Below are 19,213 nucleotides of genomic sequence, written 5' to 3' on the forward strand. Positions count from 1 at the left end.
CCGGGCGCATCGGCGTGCCCGGCCCGGCCTACGGCCCGGGAACGGGCTATGGCCCCCGGCCGCCCATCCCGGTGGCCCCCGTGCCCGTGCCCGTGCCGGTTGGCGTGCGCCCCTGGGGTCCGCCGCCGCCCGTGGGTGTCGGTCCCTGGCTTTGGGCCTTGCCCGCCGCCGCCGCTGCCGTGACCGTGGCCGGCATGACCTATTATAACGTCAACAATACCTGCTATATCGAGCAGTACCAGGGCGACAGGGTGGCCTACGTCCCGGTCAAGGGGCCGTGCCCGCCGCGTTAGAACCATCCCTGCGCGCACAAAAAAAGGGCGGTCCGGCTACGGACCGCCCTTTGGCATTTGAAAGAAGGCTGCGGCGTATCAGCCAGCCTTGCCCTGGGCGGCCACAGCGGCCATGCTTTTTGCCACTGCTTCCGGGTCGCCGAGATAATAGTGGCGCACGGGGCGCAAATCGTCGGCCAGTTCATAGACCAGCGGCACGCCGGTGGGAATGTTGACTTCGCTGATGGCCGTGTCGCTGACGGCATCAAAATATTTGACCAGGGCGCGGATCGAATTGCCGTGGGCGGCCACAAGGAGCCGGCTGCCGCCCGAAAGGGCCGGGGCCATGACGTCGTGCCAAAAGGGCAGCACCCGGGCCACGGTGTCTTTGAGCGACTCGCACCGGGGCAGTTCGGCGTCGGCAAGGGCTGCATAGCGCCGGTCGCGGCCGGGAAAGCGCGCGTCGTCAACGGTCAGGGCCGGGGGTGGGGTGTCGTAGCTCCTGCGCCAGACAAACACCTGCTCCTCGCCGTATTGGGCGGCCATCTCGGCTTTGTTTAAGCCCTGCAACGCCCCGTAATGGCGTTCATTCAAGCGCCAGTTCTTGGTCACCGGCAGCCACAGCCGGTCCATTCCCTCCAAGACGAGATCAAGGGTTTTCACGGCCCGGGAGAGCACCGAGGTCAGGCAGGCGTCGAAGTCGTAGCCGCCGTCGGCCAGCAGTTTGGCCGCCGCGCGGGCTTCGGCTTCGCCTTGCGGGGTCAGGCCCACGTCGGTCCAGCCGGTGAAGCGGTTTTCCAGATTCCAAACGCTTTGGCCGTGGCGCACAAGGACCAGGGTGGGCATGGCGTTCTCCCGGGACAGGGTTATTTTTTCGCCTGGCAGCCGTTGCCAGCGGCCGGTTCGGCTTCGAAGTGGTCGCCGGTCATCATGCGCATGGCGCACATGGCCCCGCACATGGCGCATTCCTTTTCCTTGCTGTGGGCTCCCCGGCGGGCGACCACCATCTCCGGGTCCAGGGCCAGATTGGTCATGGCTTCCCAGTCGAGGGCGGCCCGGGCCTTGGACATGTCGAGATCCCGGGCCACGGCCTGGGGGCGGCCAAGGGCTGTCTCGGCGCTCTGGGCGGCAATCAGGCTGGCCTTGATGCCGGCCCGCACATCGGCCACGTCGGGCAGGGTGAGGTGCTCGGCCGGGGTCAGGTAGCACAGGAAATCCGCGCCGAAATAGGCGGCCAGGGCACCGCCGATGGCCCCGGCGATGTGGTCGTAGCCCGGGGCGCAGTCCGTGGTCAGCGGCCCCAGCACATAGAGCGGCGCGCCCTGGGTCAGGCGTTTGATGCCCTGGATCTGGCCCTGGACCAGATGCAGCGGCACATGCCCCGGTCCTTCGATCATGGTCTGCACGCCGTGGGCTTTGGCCCGGGCGGCCAGCCGGCCAAGGTTGATGACTTCATCCCACTGTGCCCCGTCGCCGGCGTCGGCCCCACAGCCGGGCCGCAGGCCGTCGCCCAGGCTGATGGTGACATTGTGGGCCAGACAGAGGTCGAGAATGTCGTCGTAGTGTGTCAAAAAGGGATTTTCCGCATCATGCCGGCGCATCCAGCGCCCCAGGATCGAGCCGCCGCGCGAGACGATGCCGGTGACGCGGCCGCTCTCGGCGGCCAGTTCCACGCCCCGGCGGGTGAGGCCGCAATGCAGGGTCATGAAATCCACCCCGGCCTCGGCCTGGTGGGCGATTTCGGCCAGGATGTCGGACACGGTAAAATCGCTGGGGTCGCCGCCCTTGGCCAGCAGCCGCTGGGCCACGCCGTAAAGCGGCACCGTGCCAAGGGGCAGATCGGTGGCGGCGAGGATGGCGGCCCGGATGGCGGCCAGATCGCCGGCCGTGGACAGGTCCATGAGCGTATGGGCACCGGCCGACTTGCACAGGTGCACCTTTTCCATTTCCATAGCCACGTCGGTGACCAGCATGGAGGTGCCGATGTTGGCGTTGACCTTGACCTTGGCCGGCTGGCCGATAACGGTGGGGGTGACACCGGGGTGGGCCGGGTTGGCCAAAACGACCATGGTGCCGGCGGCAACAGCCGCTTCGATGGTCGCCGGGGTGAGGCCTTCGGCGGCGGCCATTTCGCCGGATTTGGTGCGCAGGATATTGGCAAGGATGGCGTTTTTACTGAGGATGGACATGCTGCTTCCTTTCAATGGTTGCCGGATGGCCGATCCTAGCACGAAGGCAGGCAAAGCTCAAAGGCGGGCGCATCCGGCGGCGACAACTTGCCTGAGGGCATTGCCAGCCCGTCCCCGAGCCTGTATGAGAGGCGTCCGGCTGGGCGGTCAGGAAAAAAACGTCAGCAAAGCCCTTGCCAAGCCCAAAAAAAGGCGTTACTTGATCTCGCTTTCCCGGAAGGGATATCCAAGGAGTCAGGCTATGAAAAAAGATATTCATCCCAAGACGTTTAAAGCCACCATCCGCTGCCACTGCGGCTTCGAGGCCCAGGCCATTTCCACCAAGGGCGAACAGCTCCAGGTCGAAGTGTGCTCCAACTGCCATCCGTTTTACACCGGCAAGCAGCGTTTCCTCGACACCGCCGGACGCATCGACCGCTTCCGGAAAAAGTACGCCAAATTCGACGCGCCCAAGGCCTAGTGCGGCCTCTGTCGATATCCGCCGGGCGGCCAGCCCGCCCGGCGTCAAACTCCGGGATACGACCATGAAACGCTTTCTGCGCTTGCTCCCCCTGCTGGTGGCCTCGCCAACCGTGGGCGGCCAAGCCGTCATGGAAGGCGTTATGATGCGTGATCGGGATCGCTTGGCTATTGCCGTGCGAAAACCCGGTGGCGATATCCTCATTGACGTGCGCCCGTGGTTCTCCTTAACCGCCGCCAAGTGGCTGCAAAAGCCCTTGCTGCGCGGGTTTCCCGTGCTGCTCGAAACCCTGGTCAACGGCGTCAAGGCGCTCAACTTCTCGGCCCAGGTGGCCGTGGAGGAAGAGGACGGGGCCGAGATCGGACCTCTGGCCATGGGCCTGACCCTGGCGGCCTCCCTGGGCTTTGCGCTGCTCCTGTTCGTCGTCACGCCCCACCTGTTTTCCCTGGGCATGCGCGGCATGGGCCTTTCCGGCGGCGTCGAGGACTTGAGCTTTCACGTCTGGGACGGGCTGTTTAAAATGGTCATGTTCCTGGGCTACGTGGTGGCCATCTCCTTTTTGCCGGATATCCGCCGCGTCTTTGAGTACCACGGGGCCGAGCACAAGGTCATCTGGGCCTACGAGCAGGGCGCGCCCATGACCCCGGCCGGGGCACGCGGGTTTTCCCGGTTGCATCCCCGCTGCGGCACAGCCTTTCTGCTCTTTGTCCTGGCCATTTCCATCGTGCTCTACGCTTTTCTCGTGCCCTGGCTGCTGACCTTTTACGCCCCGGAAACGGCCTGGATCAAACAGGCCTATATCGTTGTCATGAAGCTGTTCCTCATGATTCCGGTCAGCGCCCTGGCCTATGAAGTCATCAAACTGGCCGGCAAGTATCATACCAGTCCGGTCTGCCGCCTGATCTCGGCCCCTGGGCTTTTCATGCAGATGCTCACCACCAAGGAACCTGACGACGCCCAGATCGAAGTGGCCCTGGCCGCCCTTGACGGTGCCGTTGCCCGGCAGCCTGCCGCCTGACCAGACCCTGTCCGGTCGATCCGTGCCAACCCTCAAGCCGGGGGACGCTTTTGCCGTGTCCCGCCCCGGAGACTCCCCATGTTCGCCAAGCTCGAAAGCCTCGAACGCAAGTACGAGGAACTGGTGCGCCAACTGTCCGATCCCGACGTCCTTTCCGACCAGGAACGGTACCGCAAACTGGCCAAAACACATTCCGACCTCGGCGACGTGGTGGCTGGCTTTCGCCTGTACAAGCAGGTCGTTCGCGACCTGGAAGACAACCAGGAAATGACCCAGGACTCCGACCCGGACATCCGCGAACTGGCCCAGGCCGAGACCAAGGCGCTCAAGGAAACCCAGGTCGATCTCGAAGCCAAGCTCAAGCTGCTGCTGCTGCCCAAAGATCCCATGGATGAGAAAAACATCCTGCTCGAAATCCGGGCCGGCACCGGCGGCGAAGAAGCCGCCCTTTTTGTCGGCGACCTCTTTCGGATGTACACCCGCTACGCCGAAACCAAGCGCTGGAAAGTCGAGATCATGAGCCAGTCCGAAACCGGCACCGGCGGCTTTAAGGAAGTCATTGCTTCCATCTCCGGCGACAAGGTCTACAGCCGGCTCAAATACGAATCCGGTGCCCACCGCGTCCAACGCGTGCCGGCCACCGAATCCCAGGGGCGCATCCACACCTCTGCCGTCACCGTCGCCATCATGCCCGAGGCCGAGGAAGTGGACGTGGCCCTTGACCCCAATGATCTGCGCATCGACGTGTACCGCTCCAGCGGCCCCGGCGGCCAGAGTGTCAACACCACCGACTCGGCCGTGCGCGTCACCCACATCCCTTCGGGGCTGGTGGTCATCTGCCAGGACGAAAAATCCCAGCACAAAAACAAGGCCAAGGCCATGAAGGTGCTGCGCTCCCGCCTGCTGCAGGCCGAGCAGGAGAAACAGCGCATGGAACAGGAAGCCGTCCGCCGGTCCCAGGTCGGCAGCGGCGACCGCTCCGAACGCATTCGCACCTACAACTTTCCCCAGGGCCGCATCACCGACCACCGCATCAACCTGACGCTGTATCGCCTCGAAGCGGTGCTGGAAGGCGATCTCGACGAAATGTGCGACGCGCTCATCGGCCACTACCAGGCCGAGGCCCTTAAAGCCCAGGCCGACGCGGCGTAACGCCAGAAGAGGCGAAGAGACGAAGAGGCGAAGAAGTGAAGAGGCCTCCGGCGGCCGGGGGGATGATCCCCCCGGACCCCCCAGCCAAAGAAGTTTTTTAAGGGGTTAGGGGCGTTGGCTGGCGCTGGGCGGCTGTGGAACGTGCTGTGCTTGACGCTTGACGGGAGCCAGCGCTGCTTCCGTTGGGCCCTCCTTTGCTGGAGGCGCGATGTTCCCAGTCGTCAAGATCCGGCCGAAAACAACGCGCCATCAAAATAGCAGAGTGGAAACCGAGATGGGAAAAGCGCCGACGGTGCGGGAGATTCTGGCCAAGAGCGACCGCTATCTGGCCGAGCGGGGCATCGACAGCCCGCGTCTGTCCGCGCAGGTGCTGCTGGCCAAGGCCCTGGACCTGGACCGGCTGGGCCTGATCCTGGCCATGGACCGGCCGTTGACCCCGGACGAACTGGATGCCGTGCGCCCGCTCATTGCCCGGCGCGGACGCGGCGAGCCCACCGCCTATATCCTGGGCGAACGCGAATTCTACGGCCTTGATTGCTGCGTCACCCCGGCCACCCTTATTCCCCGCCCCGAGACCGAGCTTATAATCGACCGCGCCCGCAAGCTTTTCCCGGACGGGGGGCTGACCGCTTTTGGCGATCTCGGGACCGGCTCGGGCTGTCTGGCCGTGACCCTGGCCACGTTTTTCCCCCAGGCCCGGGGGCTGGCCCTGGACTTGAGCGCAGCGGCTTTGGAAGTCGCCCGGCAAAACGCCGTCCGCCACGCCGTGGCCGACCGCCTGACCTTTCTGGAAGCCGATTTCGCCGCGCTGCCCCAGTGCCCCGGCGGCTACGGCCTGATCGTCTCCAATCCGCCCTATGTCAGCGCCGCCGAATACCGGGAATGCTCCCGGGAAGTGCGCGATTTCGAGCCGGCCAGCGCCCTGACGCCGGGCGAGACCGGCCTGGAGGCCGTGCCCACGGTGGCCCGGACCGCCGCTGCCGCCCTGGCCCCGGGCGGCTGGCTGCTGGTGGAAATCGGCTGGAAGCAGGGGCCGGCCGCTGCCGCGATCCTGACCGAGGCCGGCTTTGCCGAGGTGGCCGTGCGCCGCGATCTGGCCGGCTGCGACCGGATGGTCGAAGGCCGCCTGCCCCTGCTCTGATCCCGCCCGTCAGCGGCCCTCGGGCCGCGTTGTCTGGATACTATTATCCACTCCTGGATCGACTTGATCCCGCCCGTTAGCGGCCCTCGGGCCGCATCCCGGCGCTTGGCATCCAACCTTTGCCGAGTAGCGTCAGTTCTGTCCCATCCGCGTTCATACGGTAGATCCCCTGCGGCCCATTGGCCGGTGTATCCGGCAAACCCGCAAAATAGATGCGCTTGCCGTCCGGCGTCCAGGCAGGAAAGGCTGCAGTCAGGCTGCGCGGGGTGAGGCGGTAATTTGTGCCGCTTTTGGCGTCATACAAATAAAGCGCCGCTCCGGGGCCGTTGCCCCAGCGCGCGAAGGCTGCAGAGCCGACCACGTCGCGGGCAACCAGCATCAAAGCTTCGTCGGCCGGGCTTGGCAGATACGTATCAGCGCTCGAACCCCAGGGATCGTCGGTAAACGTCCCGATGGGTTCCTGGCGCAGACGCTTCCCGTCAAGGCCGATCCAGGTCACGGTTGTCATATCCTGGACGACCAGCGCCGTCCCGTCCCGGGTGGAGCCTTGCAGCGAGCAGTCAGAGGGCAGGCCGGTGTGGATGACCACGGGCGACGGGTTGGTCGCAGTCAGATCCACGGTTTCGATGCGGCCATCCACCAGCCAGAAGAGCCGTCGGCCGTCTGGGCTAAAGTGCATACTGCGCACGAAGGCGTTTTGGGTGGCAAACTTCCTGGGTTTGGTCTGCCCGGTCCTGTCCACCACAGTCACGCCGCTGCCGGACTCGGGGCTGTAAGCCAGAAACGCCGCATCCCGCGACAGGGCCGGAGCCGAACCTTTGGCCACCCGGGTGGGCTTGGCCCCGGGAGTCAGCAGCATGATCCATGGCCCGTCGGCATAGGCCACCACGTCGCGACTTTCTGTTGCGGCCTCGGCCGGGGCCGGAAGCCAGTCCGGTTTATCGAGATGGGTCTTGCCCGGTGCGGTGGCCAGGGCGGTCTGTGGCAGGCGAAAACGGCGCTCAGTCTGTGCGCTCGCTTCTGGTTCCTCGACAACCACCTCGGCCATGCCGTCACGCTGCGCTTCCAGCCGGACCTTGTCGCCAACAGCCAGAGGCGGCGTCTTTCCCTTTTTGCCGCCAACCGGCACGGCCTGCCCGATAGCAAGGACAGTCAACAGCGGATCACCGCCCTTGGTGAGGATTTGGGCCGGCAGGCGGCCGGGCCAAAGACACAGGCCGACAAGGACCGCACTTGTTGCGAGCGCGAGGGATTGTGCCTTCATGCCGGCTCCGTGGCCACGGTGGCGTCCGGGGCCGCACTGTCATGAAGGACAGCCTGGAAGGCAGCCTCGTCCAAAACTTCCTTTTCCAGAAGCACCCCGGCCACCCGTTCCAAGGCCGCGCGCCGGTCCGTCAGTAGCGCAGCCACCCGTTCATAGGCCGCTTCCAGGATGCCCTTGACCTCGACGTCGATGCGGGCGGCCGTGGCCTCGGAATATTCCCGCCGGGCCAGACCGCTCTGGTCGGGCGACAGGAACACCGGCCGGTTCTGGCGCGGGTAGGTGGCCTGCCCGAGCGTCGCCCCCATGCCGTATTCGGTGACCATGGCCATGGCGATGTCGGTGGCCCGTTGCAGATCGTTGTGCGCCCCGGTGGAGACGTCGCCGAAAATGAGGCGTTCGGCCGCCCGGCCGCCCAGCAGCACATCGATTTTGCCGAGCAGTTCCGTCTGGGACATGAGATAGCGGTCTTCGGTGGGGAGTTGCTGGGTCCAGCCAAGTGCCCCGATGCCGCGCGGCACAATGGAGATTTTATGCACGGCGTCGGCCCCGTCCGTAAAGGTGGCCACGATGGCGTGGCCGGCCTCATGGTAGGCTACCACCCGTTTTTCCTTGGGATTGATCACCCGGTTTTTCTTTTCCAGCCCGCCCATGATCCGGTCAACGGCCTCTTCGAGGTCGTCCATGTCCACGGCGTCCTTGTTTTTGCGGGCCGCGAGCAGGGCGGATTCATTGATGGCGTTGGCCAGATCGGCCCCGGAAAAGCCCGGGGTCTTGCGGGCGATGACGGTGAGGTCCACGCCCGGGGCCAGGACGATCTTTTTGGCGTGCACCGTAAGAATCTGCTCCCGCCCGATGACGTCCGGGCGGTCCACCAGCACCTGGCGGTCGAAGCGCCCGGCCCGCAGCAGGGCCGGGTCAAGGGTTTCCGGGCGGTTGGTGGCGGCCATGATGATGACCCCGACCCGGGGGTCGAAGCCGTCCATTTCGACCAGCAATTGGTTGAGCGTCTGTTCCCGCTCGTCGTGCCCGCCGACAATGGCCCCGGAGCGGGATTTGCCGATGGCGTCAAGTTCATCGATAAAGATGATGCACGGGGCTTTTTCCTTGGCCTGGACAAAGAGTTCGCGCACCCTGGCCGCACCCACGCCCACAAACATTTCCACAAATTCCGAGCCGGAAATGGAGAAGAAGGGGACCTGGGCCTCGCCGGCAACCGCCCGGGCGAGCAGGGTCTTGCCCGTGCCCGGCGGGCCGACCAGCAGCACGCCCTTGGGCATCTGCCCGCCCAGGCGCTGAAAGCGTTCCGGGGTTTTTAAAAATTCGACAACCTCTTCGAGCTCGGCCTTGGCCTCGTCGCAGCCGGCCACATCGGTAAACCGCGTGTCCAGTTCCTTTTCGGCATAGACCCGGGCCTTGTTTTTGCCAAAAGCCATAACCCCCTGGCCCGGATTCATGCGCTGCATGAGCACGTACCAGATGCCGAAGAAAATAAGGATGGGAACGATCCAGGACAGCATGTCGCGCAGGAAGGTGGATTGGGGCTGGGCCTTAAAGATGACGTTGTACTTGGTCAGTTCGTCGGACAGGTTGGGGTCCACCCGCCGTGTGGTAAAGGGCAGGGTGGGTTCGGCTTCTTCCGGTTTATCCTTTGAAAATCCGGGGATACTTGGTTTGGTGGCCGGTGCATCGCCTTCCGTGCTCTTCATCAGCCCGGTAATGACGTCGCCGGTGACAGACACTTCGGTGATATCGCCGGCCCGCAGACGGGTGAGGAATTCGGAGTAGGCGAGGTTTTTGGGGCCGTAGTTGGAAACGATGAGGTTATTGAGCAGCAAAACGCCCCATATGGCGATAAGGACATACCAGAGCGAGAAACGTTGATGCTTTTCCATGTTCTTCACGGTGTACTCGAAGGTGGAGGTTGCGGGCTAAACCGGTCTATTTTGTGACTATAGGCGTGTTTAAGGGTGTTGACAACGCGCCCGTGGGGCGGGGGAGACAAGAAATTTGGGCGGATAGCGAAATAATGGTTGCCAGGGGTGTGGGATGGGGGTAAAGACTCCACTTCGCGTCTGGGTGAAACCGACGCGACGTGCTGGTGAAAAAAAGACTTGACCCGCTCTGTATGTTTCGCTAACTTGCTGCCTCTTGGCTTGCTGGCGTAGCTCAACTGGCAGAGCAGCTGATTTGTAATCAGCAGGTTGCGGGTTCGAGTCCCATCGCCAGCTCCAGGTTCGGAGGGGTTCCCGAGTGGCCAAAGGGAACAGACTGTAAATCTGTCGGCGTACGCCTTCGGAGGTTCAAATCCTCCCCCCTCCACCATAGTGCGCGAATGCTGTAGGAGACAGGAAGTCCTGTCGCATGAACTACATGTGACATACGCGGGAATAGCTCAATTGGCTAGAGCATCAGCCTTCCAAGCTGAGGGTTGCGAGTTCGAGTCTCGTTTCCCGCTCCAAAAGGCCGCCCCGTGTCCTACCGCTAGAAAGGGCCCACGTAGCTCAGTCGGCAGAGCACTTCCTTGGTAAGGAAGAGGTCGCCGGTTCGAATCCGGCCGTGGGCTCCATATCTTCACCTTAAAAAATCCTGAGAAGCAGCAGCTGCAGGGGGATGACATGGGCAAGGCGAAATTTGAACGCACCAAGCCGCACGTCAATATCGGCACCATCGGTCACATTGACCACGGCAAGACCACGCTGACCGCCGCCATCACGCGTCTGGCCAGCATGAAGGGTTTTGGCGACTACATTCCCTTCGACCAGATCGACAAGGCGCCGGAAGAGAAGGAACGCGGCATCACCATCGCCACGGCCCACGTCGAATACCAGACCGACAAGCGTCACTACGCCCACGTCGACTGCCCTGGTCACGCCGACTACATCAAGAACATGATAACCGGCGCGGCCCAGATGGACGGCGGTATCATCGTCGTCGCCGCCACCGACGGCCCCATGCCCCAGACCCGTGAGCACATCCTGCTCGCCCGTCAGGTCGGCGTGCCCCAGCTGGTGGTCTTTATGAACAAGGTTGACCTTGTCGACGACCCGGAACTGCTGGAACTGGTCGAACTGGAAGTGCGCGAGCTGCTCTCCAAGTACGGCTTTGCCGGCGACGATATCCCGGTCATCCAGGGTTCGGCTCTTAAGGCTTTGGAAGCTGCTGACATCAACAGCCCCGACGCCGCCCCGATTTTCGCGCTGCTCGATGCCTGCGACAGCTTCATCCCTGAGCCCAAGCGCGACATCGACAAGCCGTTTTTGATGCCCATTGAAGACGTGTTCTCCATCTCCGGTCGCGGCACAGTCGTGACCGGTCGTATCGAGCGCGGCATCGTCACCATCGGTGACGAAGTGGCCATCATCGGCATCAAGGACACGGTCAAGACGACCTGCACCGGTGTTGAGATGTTCCGCAAAATTCTCGATCAGGGTCAGGCTGGCGACAACGTCGGCGTGCTCCTGCGCGGCGTCAAGCGCGACGACGTCGAGCGCGGCCAGGTTCTGGCCAAGCCCGGCTCCATCACGCCGCACCGCAAGTTCAAGGGCGAAGTTTACGTCCTGAACAAGGAAGAAGGCGGACGGCATACCCCGTTCTTCACTGGTTATCGTCCCCAGTTCTACTTCCGCACCACGGACATCACCGGTGTGGTTACCCTCAATGAGGGCGTGGAAATGGTTATGCCGGGCGACAACGCCACCTTTAACGTGGAATTGATTCACCCCATCGCCATGGAAAAGGGTCTGCGCTTCGCTATTCGCGAAGGCGGCCGTACCGTTGGCGCGGGTGTCGTTTCCGAAATCGTGGAGTAAGTGATGCGGATTAACGTCCAGCTGCAGTGCACCAAGTGCAAGCGCAAGAACTACGCCACGGAAAAGAACAAGAAGAACACGACCGGCCGTCTGGAACTCAAAAAGTTCTGCCCCTTCGACCGTGAGCACACGGTTCATCGGGAAACGAAGTAAGTTCCGGTAGTCATAACGCAGGGCAGTAGCTCTAACGGTAGAGCATCGGACTCCAAATCCGAGGGCTGGGGGTTCGAATCCCTCCTGCCCTGCCATTTTCAAGCAAGGCGTAGGTCATGGCCAAAGACAAGACCCAGGCGGCTTCGGTCGCGGAAACACCCTCCAAGCCCAAGGCTTCCCGTGGCAAGTCCAAGGAAGAGGCCGGCAAGGACGGAATTTCCCTGACAGGCCGCATCGATCAGGCCAAGGAATTCTTCGACCAGGCGAAAGGTGAGCTCAAAAAGGTCACCTGGCCGACGCGCGAAGAAACGGTGAAGACCGGGATCGCCGTCCTGGTCTTTAGCGTCGTAATGGCCATCTACCTGGGCGTCGTCGACATGGCCCTTTCCAGGCTCGTCGCGCTCATCCTCTCGTAATGGAACCCACCATGGTTGAACAAGACGAAGTCGGCGAAGATCAAAACCCGGCACGCTGGTACATCGTCCATACGTATTCTGGTTTTGAGAACCGGGTGGAACTGACTCTGCGCGAAATGATGCGCACCGGTCAGGATGGCGGAAGCATCAAAGAAGTGGTGGTTCCGACGGAAAAGATCATCGAATTGGTCAAGGGCGAGAAAAAGACCTCCACGCGGAAGTTTTATCCCGGCTACGTCATGGTCAAGATGGCCATGAACGACAATTCCTGGCATCTGGTGCAGTCCATTCCCCGCGTTACGGGCTTTATCGGCGGCAAAAACCAGCCGACGCCCATGCGCGACAGCGAGGCGCAAAAGATCCTCAGCCTGATGGTCAGCCGGCAGGAACAGCCCCGTCCCAAGTATCACTTCGAGCGTGGCGATGAAGTCCGCGTCATCGACGGCCCCTTCGGCGGCTTCAACGGCGTGGTCGAGGATGTCAACTACGACAAGGGCAAGCTTCGCGTTTCAGTCTCCATCTTTGGCCGTCAGACGCCGGTGGAACTCGACTTCGTGCAGGTAAGCAAAAATTAGGGCTTAGCCCTTTTTGTAAGGATAATCGCAATGGCCAAGAAGATCACCGCCAAGGTCAAGCTGCAGCTCCCCGCCGGTTCGGCCAACCCGTCTCCCCCGGTCGGTCCGGCCCTGGGTCAGCACGGTGTGAACATTATGGAGTTCTGCAAGGCGTTCAACGCCCGGACCATGGAGCAGAAAGGCACCATCATCCCGGCGCTCATTACCATCTACGCCGACCGCTCCTTCACGTTTATCACCAAGACCCCTCCGGCGTCCGTGCTTCTGGTCAAGGCCGCCAGCATCGCCAAGGGTTCGGGCGAACCGAACAAGAACAAGGTCGGCAAGGTCACTGCCGCGCAGATCGAGGAAATCGCCAAACTCAAGATGGTGGACATGTCGGCCAAAGATCTGGAAGCCGCCTGCCGCACCATCTCCGGCACCGCCCGCAGCATGGGCATTGAGATCGTCTAACCGGCACGACCGCAAGAGGAATTTCCGCCATGGCCAAGCACGGGAAAAATTATCGCGAGGCGATCAAGGACATCGACCTCACGGTCAAATATGATGTCAATCAAGCCATGACCCTGACCGTTGAGACGGGCAAGGCCAAGTTTGACGAGACCGTTGACGTCGCCCTGAACCTGGGCGTCAACCCCAAATATTCCGACCAGATGGTGCGCGGCGCAGTGTCGCTGCCCCATGGTCTGGGCAAGACCGTGCGCGTGCTCGCGTTTTGCAAAGGCGACAAGGAAGCCGAGGCCCGTGAGGCCGGAGCGGACTTCGTCGGCGGCGATGAGCTGATCGAACAGGTCAAAAACGGCTTTCTCGCCTTTGACAACGCCGTGGCCACCCCGGACATGATGGCTTCTGTCGGCAAGATCGGCAAGATCCTCGGCCCCCGGGGACTCATGCCCAACGCCAAGACCGGCACGGTTTCCTTTGACATCGGCAAGGCCGTGGCCGAACTCAAGGCCGGTAAGGTCGAGTTCAAGGTTGACAAGGCCGGCGTGCTCCATGTGCCGCTGGGCAAGCGCTCCTTTGGCGCTGAAAAGCTCCTCGACAACTTCCGGGCCGTCATTGATGCTGTCATGCGCCTGAAGCCCTCGGCCGCCAAGGGCACCTATTTGCAGGGCATGGCTCTGGCCACCACCATGGGGCCTGGCATCAAGGTGGATACCCAGTCTGTGCGTAAGCTCATTGAAGGCTAAGACCCTTCGTTCCTAAAGCACAATCCGTCCCAGGCCAGAGGTGCGTCCTTTGGCCGGGGACGATTTTTCGATATACAATCTGGGCATGGAAGGCGAGTCAAAGACAGCGGGTGGGGATGTACCCCTTAATTTCCCGCCGAGACCCCGCTTTGGCTCTCTGAAAGGCCCGCCAACCCGCATGTGGAGGTAGGTACCGTGCAACGTGCGCAAAAAAACGAGATTATCGAAAAACTGCGCGCAAGGGCGGACCGGGCCGGCATCGTGGTGGTCACCGACTTTCGTGGCATGACGGTGGAGGAACTGACTGATCTTCGCGGCAAGCTTCGCGCCGTTGGAGTTGAGTATCAGGTCGTCAAAAACACCCTGGCCCGATTGGCAGTGAAAGACGGCGTCCATGACGCCCTCAAGGATCATCTCATTGAGAACAACGGCATCGCGTTCGGGTATGAAGACCCGGTCGTGGTGGCCAAGGTCCTTGTGGATTATGCCAAGACCAGCAAAAAGTTTTCGGTCAAGCTCGCTTGCCTGTCCGGAAAGATCATCGACGCCGCCGGCGTGGCCGATCTCTCCAAGCTCCCGAGTAAGCCCGAACTTCTTGCCATGACCCTTGGCACCATGAATGCTGTGCCCACGAGCTTCGTCAGCCTGTTCGCGAACGTGATTCGCGGCGCGCTGTACGCCCTTAAGGCCATCCAGGAAAAAAAGGAAGCGGCCTAAGGCCGGCTTCCGCCAAAGCGAACGTTTCAGGAGGAACAATCCATGTCCGAGATCACCAAAGAGCAAGTCGTCGATTTCATCGCCAATATGACCGTCCTTGAGCTTTCCCAGTTCATCAAAGAGCTGGAAGAGAAGTTCGGCGTTTCCGCCGCCGCCCCGGCCATGGGTATGATGATGGCCGCCCCGGCTGCCGATGCCGCCCCGGCCGAGGAAGAGAAGACCGAGTTCGACGTCATCCTGACCAGCTCCGGTGGCAACAAGATCGCCGTCATCAAGGTCGTTCGCGCCCTGACCGGTCTGGGCCTCAAGGAAGCCAAGGCCAAGGTTGACGAGCTGCCCTCTTCCATCAAGGAAGCCGTGTCCAAGGCCGAAGCCGAGGATGCCAAGAAGCAGCTGGAAGAATCCGGAGCCGCTTGCGAAATCAAGTAGTTTGCCGCACGCCTTCGTCTTTGACACCAAAGAGCGCCCCCTCCGCGAGGGGCGGGGCGCTCTTTTTCCCTTTTTGTTGATTTTTGCTTTCCGCATCCCTGTCGGTAGTATACAACCGACGGTCAGGGACAAACCAGGCGCGACGCGCGCTCCGCAAGGCCGATAGAGGGCGTACGGTACGCCCGACACCCTTCCCAACGTCGTAGCCCTGCAACAGAGGACACAATGGCCCAGCTGACCAAAAATTTCGGCAAGATCGTCAAAACGCTGACCATTCCCCATTTGCTCAACCTGCAGATCGACTCCTACGAGTTGTTTCTGCAAAAGGACATCCCTCCCACCAGCCGGGAGGACGCGGGACTCGAAGGCGTATTCCGTTCGGTCTTTCCCATCGAGGATTTTAACAAAACAGCCTCGTTGGAATACGTCAGCTACGAAATCGGCGAGCCGAAATACGACGTGCCCGAGTGCATCGCCAAAGGCCTCACTTTCGAGGCCCCGCTTCGCATCAAGGTCCGCTTGGTCGTCTACGACGTGGATGAGGAGACGGAAAACCGCACCATTCGCGACATCAAGGAACAGATCATCTACTTCGGCACCGTGCCGCTGATGACCGAGAAAGGCACGTTTATCATAAACGGCACCGAGCGCGTCATCGTCAACCAGCTTCAGCGCTCGCCGGGTATCATCTTCGAGCACGACTCCGGCAAAAGCCACACCAGCCGCAAGGTGCTCTATTCCTGCCGCATCATCCCCATGCGCGGTTCCTGGCTCGATTTCGACTACGACCACAAGGACATCCTCTACGTGCGCATCGATAGGCGCCGCAAGATGCCCGCTACCATACTTTTCAAGGCCATGGGCATGTCGCGCGGCGACATCCTGCGTTACTTCTACGAAGTCGAGCATTTCACCCTGGACGGCCTGCGTGTCATGCGCCAGGTGCATGCCGATTTCTACCGCAAGGACAAGGCCTATTCCGAAATCCGCGACGCCGAGGGCAAGACCATCGTCGCCGTGGACAAGCCCATCACCAAACGGGCCTGGCGGCTCATGCTTGAAGCCGGCATTGAGACCGTCGAGGTTGACCCGGCCGCGCTTTTGGGCGCGTTTTTGTCCGAGGATCTCAACGACGCGACCACCGGTGAAGTGCTGGCCGAGGCCGGCGACGAACTGACCGCCGACCTTATCGAGAAGCTCAAAGACGCCGGCGTCATTGACTTCCCGCTGCTGCACACCCGGGGCGTGGACACCTCCTCGTCGATCCGCGACACCTTGGCGCTGGATAAGACCATCGACACGATTACGGCCCAGGTGGAGATTTACCGCCGCCTGCGTCCGTCGTCGCCGCCGACCCCCGAGATTGCCGCCAACTTCTTCGAAAACCTTTTCCGCAACGCCGATTACTACGATCTTTCGCCCGTTGGCCGTTACAAGCTCAACGCGCGCCTCAAGATCGATCAGCCGTTGGATTTCCGCACCCTGGCCAACGACGATATCCTGAAAGCCGTCAAGCATTTGACCTTTTTAAAGGATTCCCACGGCCCGGCCGACGACATCGATCATCTGGGCAACCGCCGGGTGCGCCCGGTCGGCGAGCTGGTGGAAAACCAGTATCGCATCGGTCTGGTGCGCATGGAGCGGGCCATCAAAGAGCGCATGAGCCTGCAGGAAGTGGCCACGCTCATGCCCCATGATCTGATCAATCCCAAGCCGGTGGCGGCGGTGCTCAAGGAATTCTTCGGCACCTCCCAGCTGTCGCAGTTTATGGATCAGACCAATCCGCTCTCCGAAGTCACCCACAAGCGCCGCCTGTCGGCCCTTGGACCTGGAGGACTTACCCGCGAGCGGGCCGGTTTTGAGGTGCGCGACGTGCACACCTCCCACTACGGCCGCATCTGCCCCATTGAGACGCCGGAAGGTCCGAACATCGGTCTGATCGTGTCGCTGACCACCCACTCCAAGGTCAACGACTTCGGCTTTATCGAGACGCCGTACAAAGTCGTTAAGGACTGCCAGCTGACCGGCGACACCATCTATCTTGATGCCACCCGGGAGATCGACGAAGTCATCGCCGGTGCCAATGCCCCGCTGACGGCGGATAAGTCTTTTGCCAATTCCGTGGTCGGGGCGCGTATGCGCGGCGATCAGGTCATGGTGCCGCGCGAGCAGGTCACCTTGATGGACATCTCGCCGAGCCAGATCGTGTCCGTCTCGGCCGCCCTTATTCCCTTCCTGGAACACGACGACGCCAACCGCGCGCTCATGGGTTCCAACATGCAGCGTCAGGCTGTGCCGCTTTTGCGGTGCGAGCAGCCGCTGGTCGGCACGGGCATGGAAGGGGCCGTGGCCAAGGATTCCGGTTCCTGCATTCTGGCCGAGGCACCGGGTGTGGTCCACTACGCCGATGCCGAACGCATTATCGTCTGTTATGACGATTCAGGAGTTGGGGGCGAAACCGGCGGCGCCAAGACCTATGAGTTACTCAAGCACCACAAATCCAACCAGAACACCTGCTTCGGTCAGGTGCCGCGCGTGCGGGTCGGGCAGCGGGTGGACAAGCGCGACGTCCTGGCCGACGGCCCGGGCATCCGCGACGGCGAACTGGCCCTGGGCAAAAACCTGCTCGTCGCCTTCATGCCGTGGTGCGGTTACAACTACGAAGACTCCATCCTCATTTCCGAGAATGCGGTCAAAGACGACACCTTCACCTCGGTGCACATCGAGGAATTCGAGGTCGTTGCCCGCGACACCAAGCTCGGACCCGAGGAGATTACCCGGGATATCCCCAACGTCGGCGAAGAGATGCTCAAAGATCTCGACGATTGCGGCATCATCCGCATCGGCGCGCGGGTGGCCCCGGACGATATCCTGGTCGGCAAGATCACGCCCAAGGGCGAGACCCAGCTGACCCCGGAAGAAAAGCTTCTGCGGGCGATCTTTGGCGACAAGGCCCGGGATGTCAAAAACACCTCGCTCAAGGTGCCGCCGGGAATCGAAGGCACGGTCATCGACGTGCGCGTCTTTAACCGCCGCTCAGGCGAAAAAGACGACCGTACCCGGCAGATCGAAGACTTCGAACTGGCCCGCCTGGACACCAAGGAAGGCCAGCACGTCGATGCCATCGCCGCCAACATGCGCCGTCGTCTCTGGCCGCTGGTGATGGGCAAGTCCGTGTCCCAGACCATCAAGGGTGCCAAGAAAAACGACGTCCTGCTGGAAGCCAACCATCCCATGACCCTTGAGGTTTTGGAAGCGTTGCCGCTGAAAAAGCTCTCCGGGATATTTGCGGCCAAGGATGCCAACGAGGCTGTGGCCGAAATTATCGACGAATACGACCGCCATCTGCACTTCGTCAAAGGCCTTTACGACCAGAAGCGCGAGAAGGTGACCGAGGGCGACGATCTGCCCCCGGGCGTGATCAAGATGGTCAAGGTCTATGTGGCCGTCAAACGCAAGCTCAACGTGGGCGATAAAATGGCCGGCCGCCACGGGAACAAGGGCGTTGTGTCCTGCATCCTGCCTATTGAGGACATGCCCTTTTTCGCCGACGGCGGACAGGTCGACATCGTGCTCAATCCGCTGGGCGTGCCGTCGCGTATGAACATCGGCCAGATCCTGGAAACCCACCTGGGCTGGGCCGGCATGGAACTGGGCAAGCAGCTTGCTGCGTTGGCCGATTCCGGCAAGGCCATGGAAGGCATCCGCGACCGGGCCAAGGCCGTCTTTGACACCGAAGAGACCGGGGAACTCATCGACGGCATGTCCGACGACGACTTGCGTGATGCGCTGCGCGCCCTGAAAAAGGGCATCGTGGCCAAGACGCCGGTCTTTGACGGGGCCACGGAAGACGAGTTGTGGAGCTGGCTCAAGCTCGCCGGACTGCCCGAAGACGGCAAGGTCACGCTCTATGACGGCCGCACCGGCGAGGCTTTCCACCGGCCGGTCACCGTGGGCTGCATGTACATCTTAAAGCTGCACCACTTGGTCGATGAAAAGATCCACGCCCGTTCCACCGGCCCCTACTCCCTGGTCACCCAGCAGCCGCTGGGCGGTAAGGCCCAGTTCGGCGGCCAGCGTTTGGGAGAAATGGAAGTGTGGGCCCTTGAAGCCTACGGCGCATCGTATCTGTTGCAGGAATTCCTGACGGTCAAGTCCGACGATGTCGGCGGCCGCGTCAAGATGTACGAGAAGATCGTCAAGGGCGACAACTTCTTGGAAGCCGGCCTGCCCGAGTCGTTCAACGTTTTGGTCAAGGAACTCATGTCCCTGGGCCTCGACGTGGACCTCATCCAGGACGAGAAAAAGATCGCCAAGGCCCCCCGGCGGTAATCGCACCCCAGGCGGCCATAGCATAGATTCGAGACGATAACGCCCCGTCGGCACGGCCGGCGGGGCACGAAGCGGGACGGGTCATCCCGCCTACGA

At 62.0% G+C, this 19,213-nt stretch carries 18 protein-coding genes and 5 tRNA genes; 19 read left to right on the plus strand and 4 right to left on the minus strand.

The features are described 5' to 3' along the window. Nucleotides 1–293 (plus strand): hypothetical protein (locus GTA51_RS09110; protein ID WP_211922512.1); only part of this gene is annotated, 293 nt, incomplete at its 5' end. A 78-nt stretch (nucleotides 294–371) separates the two neighbouring features. Here the strand turns inward: GTA51_RS09110 and gpmA are convergent. Both gpmA and thiC read right to left on the minus strand, forming a co-directional pair. Next, entirely contained in the window at nucleotides 372–1,118 is a 747-nt protein-coding gene (gene gpmA, locus GTA51_RS09115) for a 2,3-diphosphoglycerate-dependent phosphoglycerate mutase (RefSeq protein WP_160960459.1), read from the minus strand. A 20-nt stretch (nucleotides 1,119–1,138) separates the two neighbouring features. Next, nucleotides 1,139–2,461 (minus strand): phosphomethylpyrimidine synthase ThiC, encoded by a 1,323-nt coding sequence (gene thiC / locus GTA51_RS09120; RefSeq protein WP_160960461.1) that lies wholly within the window; start codon nucleotides 2,459–2,461, stop codon nucleotides 1,139–1,141. A gap of 241 nt (nucleotides 2,462–2,702) precedes the next feature. Here thiC and rpmE point away from each other — a divergent pair, with 241 nt between their 5' ends. From rpmE to prmC, 4 genes are all read left to right on the plus strand, one after another. Next, on the plus strand, nucleotides 2,703–2,921 hold the full coding sequence (rpmE, locus tag GTA51_RS09125; RefSeq protein WP_160960462.1) for a 50S ribosomal protein L31: 219 nt from the start codon (nucleotides 2,703–2,705) through the stop codon (nucleotides 2,919–2,921). A gap of 64 nt (nucleotides 2,922–2,985) precedes the next feature. Then, complete coding sequence (locus tag GTA51_RS09130; RefSeq protein ID WP_160960464.1) at nucleotides 2,986–3,939, plus strand: DUF1385 domain-containing protein; 954 nt, start codon at nucleotides 2,986–2,988, stop codon at nucleotides 3,937–3,939. A 78-nt stretch (nucleotides 3,940–4,017) separates the two neighbouring features. Then, nucleotides 4,018–5,091: a peptide chain release factor 1 gene (gene prfA, locus GTA51_RS09135; RefSeq protein WP_160960465.1), complete on the plus strand. Its 1,074-nt coding sequence runs from the start codon at nucleotides 4,018–4,020 to the stop codon at nucleotides 5,089–5,091. 274 nt (nucleotides 5,092–5,365) lie between these two features. Beyond that, a complete protein-coding gene (gene prmC, locus GTA51_RS09140) occupies nucleotides 5,366–6,232 on the plus strand; it encodes a peptide chain release factor N(5)-glutamine methyltransferase (protein ID WP_160960467.1) in 867 nt (288 codons plus the stop codon). A gap of 76 nt (nucleotides 6,233–6,308) precedes the next feature. On the opposite strand, the gene GTA51_RS09145 is transcribed toward prmC, so the two are convergent. Then, complete coding sequence (locus GTA51_RS09145; RefSeq protein WP_160960469.1) at nucleotides 6,309–7,496, minus strand: TolB family protein; 1,188 nt, start codon at nucleotides 7,494–7,496, stop codon at nucleotides 6,309–6,311. Further along, a complete protein-coding gene (ftsH, locus tag GTA51_RS09150; RefSeq protein ID WP_160960470.1) occupies nucleotides 7,493–9,388 on the minus strand; it encodes an ATP-dependent zinc metalloprotease FtsH in 1,896 nt (631 codons plus the stop codon). Before ftsH ends, GTA51_RS09145 begins: the two co-directional genes overlap by 4 nt. A 263-nt stretch (nucleotides 9,389–9,651) precedes the next feature. Between ftsH and GTA51_RS09155 the strand changes: the two genes are divergently transcribed. The 14 genes from GTA51_RS09155 (at nucleotide 9,652) to rpoB (ending at nucleotide 19,117) form a co-directional block, all read left to right on the plus strand. Then, nucleotides 9,652–9,727 (plus strand) — tRNA-Thr (locus GTA51_RS09155). Between the two features lie 5 nt (nucleotides 9,728–9,732). Further along, nucleotides 9,733–9,818: transfer RNA gene (locus GTA51_RS09160), tRNA-Tyr, on the plus strand. Nucleotides 9,819–9,877: 59 nt separating this feature from the next. After that, nucleotides 9,878–9,954: transfer RNA gene (locus tag GTA51_RS09165), tRNA-Gly, on the plus strand. Between the two features lie 32 nt (nucleotides 9,955–9,986). Continuing rightward, nucleotides 9,987–10,062, plus strand: a tRNA-Thr gene (locus GTA51_RS09170). 49 nt (nucleotides 10,063–10,111) lie between these two features. Next, complete coding sequence (gene tuf, locus GTA51_RS09175; protein WP_160957857.1) at nucleotides 10,112–11,305, plus strand: elongation factor Tu; 1,194 nt, start codon at nucleotides 10,112–10,114, stop codon at nucleotides 11,303–11,305. Between the two features lie 3 nt (nucleotides 11,306–11,308). Further along, a complete protein-coding gene (rpmG, locus tag GTA51_RS09180; RefSeq protein WP_160960472.1) occupies nucleotides 11,309–11,458 on the plus strand; it encodes a 50S ribosomal protein L33 in 150 nt (49 codons plus the stop codon). 19 nt (nucleotides 11,459–11,477) lie between these two features. Beyond that, nucleotides 11,478–11,553: transfer RNA gene (locus tag GTA51_RS09185), tRNA-Trp, on the plus strand. A 21-nt stretch (nucleotides 11,554–11,574) separates the two neighbouring features. Further along, on the plus strand, nucleotides 11,575–11,874 hold the full coding sequence (gene secE / locus GTA51_RS09190; RefSeq protein WP_160960473.1) for a preprotein translocase subunit SecE: 300 nt from the start codon (nucleotides 11,575–11,577) through the stop codon (nucleotides 11,872–11,874). An 11-nt stretch (nucleotides 11,875–11,885) separates the two neighbouring features. Continuing rightward, entirely contained in the window at nucleotides 11,886–12,449 is a 564-nt protein-coding gene (gene nusG, locus GTA51_RS09195; protein WP_160960475.1) for a transcription termination/antitermination protein NusG, read from the plus strand. Nucleotides 12,450–12,479: 30 nt separating this feature from the next. Beyond that, nucleotides 12,480–12,902, plus strand: a complete 423-nt coding sequence (gene rplK / locus GTA51_RS09200) for a 50S ribosomal protein L11 (protein WP_160960476.1) — start codon at nucleotides 12,480–12,482, stop codon at nucleotides 12,900–12,902. A gap of 29 nt (nucleotides 12,903–12,931) precedes the next feature. Then, complete coding sequence (rplA, locus tag GTA51_RS09205) at nucleotides 12,932–13,639, plus strand: 50S ribosomal protein L1 (RefSeq protein WP_160960478.1); 708 nt, start codon at nucleotides 12,932–12,934, stop codon at nucleotides 13,637–13,639. 195 nt (nucleotides 13,640–13,834) lie between these two features. Further along, entirely contained in the window at nucleotides 13,835–14,356 is a 522-nt protein-coding gene (rplJ, locus tag GTA51_RS09210) for a 50S ribosomal protein L10 (protein ID WP_160960479.1), read from the plus strand. Nucleotides 14,357–14,398: 42 nt separating this feature from the next. Continuing rightward, nucleotides 14,399–14,785 carry a 50S ribosomal protein L7/L12 gene (rplL, locus tag GTA51_RS09215; protein WP_075354888.1) on the plus strand — a complete coding sequence of 129 codons (387 nt, stop codon included), beginning with the start codon at nucleotides 14,399–14,401 and terminating at the stop codon, nucleotides 14,783–14,785. A gap of 225 nt (nucleotides 14,786–15,010) precedes the next feature. Beyond that, nucleotides 15,011–19,117 (plus strand): DNA-directed RNA polymerase subunit beta, encoded by a 4,107-nt coding sequence (gene rpoB / locus GTA51_RS09220; RefSeq protein ID WP_160960481.1) that lies wholly within the window; start codon nucleotides 15,011–15,013, stop codon nucleotides 19,115–19,117. Nucleotides 19,118–19,213 lie beyond the last annotated feature (96 nt).

The organism is Solidesulfovibrio aerotolerans, assembly GCF_009856865.1.
In the GTDB taxonomy this organism is placed as follows: Bacteria; Desulfobacterota; Desulfovibrionia; order Desulfovibrionales; family Desulfovibrionaceae; genus Solidesulfovibrio; species Solidesulfovibrio aerotolerans.

Coding starts and splice junctions, on each gene's coding strand:
- rplA (WP_160960478.1), top strand. CDS start 12,932: ATGGCCAAGCACGGGAAAAATTATCGCGAGGCGATCAAGGACATCGAC.
- GTA51_RS09130 (WP_160960464.1), top strand. CDS start 2,986: ATGAAACGCTTTCTGCGCTTGCTCCCCCTGCTGGTGGCCTCGCCAACC.
- secE (WP_160960473.1), top strand. CDS start 11,575: ATGGCCAAAGACAAGACCCAGGCGGCTTCGGTCGCGGAAACACCCTCC.
- rpoB (WP_160960481.1), top strand. CDS start 15,011: ATGGCCCAGCTGACCAAAAATTTCGGCAAGATCGTCAAAACGCTGACC.
- rpmE (WP_160960462.1), top strand. CDS start 2,703: ATGAAAAAAGATATTCATCCCAAGACGTTTAAAGCCACCATCCGCTGC.
- ftsH (WP_160960470.1), bottom strand. CDS start 9,388: ATGGAAAAGCATCAACGTTTCTCGCTCTGGTATGTCCTTATCGCCATA.
- gpmA (WP_160960459.1), bottom strand. CDS start 1,118: ATGCCCACCCTGGTCCTTGTGCGCCACGGCCAAAGCGTTTGGAATCTG.
- tuf (WP_160957857.1), top strand. CDS start 10,112: ATGGGCAAGGCGAAATTTGAACGCACCAAGCCGCACGTCAATATCGGC.
- thiC (WP_160960461.1), bottom strand. CDS start 2,461: ATGTCCATCCTCAGTAAAAACGCCATCCTTGCCAATATCCTGCGCACC.
- rpmG (WP_160960472.1), top strand. CDS start 11,309: ATGCGGATTAACGTCCAGCTGCAGTGCACCAAGTGCAAGCGCAAGAAC.
- GTA51_RS09145 (WP_160960469.1), bottom strand. CDS start 7,496: ATGAAGGCACAATCCCTCGCGCTCGCAACAAGTGCGGTCCTTGTCGGC.
- rplL (WP_075354888.1), top strand. CDS start 14,399: ATGTCCGAGATCACCAAAGAGCAAGTCGTCGATTTCATCGCCAATATG.
- rplK (WP_160960476.1), top strand. CDS start 12,480: ATGGCCAAGAAGATCACCGCCAAGGTCAAGCTGCAGCTCCCCGCCGGT.
- prmC (WP_160960467.1), top strand. CDS start 5,366: ATGGGAAAAGCGCCGACGGTGCGGGAGATTCTGGCCAAGAGCGACCGC.
- prfA (WP_160960465.1), top strand. CDS start 4,018: ATGTTCGCCAAGCTCGAAAGCCTCGAACGCAAGTACGAGGAACTGGTG.
- nusG (WP_160960475.1), top strand. CDS start 11,886: ATGGTTGAACAAGACGAAGTCGGCGAAGATCAAAACCCGGCACGCTGG.